This window comes from Mycobacterium sp. E2497, from assembly GCF_001668695.1.
Taxonomy (GTDB): Bacteria; Actinomycetota; Actinomycetes; order Mycobacteriales; family Mycobacteriaceae; genus Mycobacterium.
Window position 1 is genome coordinate 1 of sequence record NZ_LZKD01000108.1, and the last position, 572, is coordinate 572.

The 572-nt window shown below is 70.8% G+C and carries 1 protein-coding gene and 1 pseudogene; one reads left to right on the top strand and one right to left on the bottom strand.

The window, feature by feature from the left end:
* Window positions 1-92 (bottom strand): annotated as a pseudogene (locus A5713_RS29110) (TetR/AcrR family transcriptional regulator); the annotation flags it as partial.
* A gap of 143 nt (window positions 93-235) precedes the next feature.
* On the opposite strand from A5713_RS29110, the gene A5713_RS08400 reads away from it, so the two are divergent.
* The coding region (locus A5713_RS08400; RefSeq protein WP_156751799.1) for a TetR/AcrR family transcriptional regulator at window positions 236-572 on the top strand (337 nt) is incomplete at its 3' end.

A 572-nucleotide genomic window follows, 5' to 3' on the forward strand; every position in this document is an offset into this window, starting at 1 on the left:
TCGGCCACGCAGCGCATGGTGGCAACGACGATCCGCTGCCGCGTCTCCTCGCCGCTGGCGCCGACCGGACGTCCCCGTTGCGCCCGCGTCACCGTGCTGTCCTCACTCGCGCGTCCCGTCCGCCGGCTCCCGGTCCCCGACACGGTCGAATATAATCGAGTGATCGATTAGTTTCGGCTTCGCCGCGGAGGTGCGTAGTGCGTGATGGACGGAGCTGCGGCGGGCTTCCCGCCGCATGAGCGTCACGCCGCCGCAATTGGGACGTCCGGTCGGCGCCAGCGGCGAGGAGACGCGGCAGCGGATCGTCGTTGCCACCATGCGCTGCGTGGCCGAATTCGGGTACGCGGGCGCCACCATCCGTGAGATCGCCCGGGCCGCGAACGTCACCAGCGCCAGCCTCTACAACTACTTTCCGAACAAGGCGGAGCTGATCAACGCCGCGATAGCGGCGCGGACCGACGTCGCGTTGCCGCGGCTGCGCGCGGCCGCCGCGCGCCCGGGGACCGCCGTCGACCGGATCGAGGCGGTGCTCGACGAATCGGGCCGGCTCATGCGCGAGTATCCCGATCTGG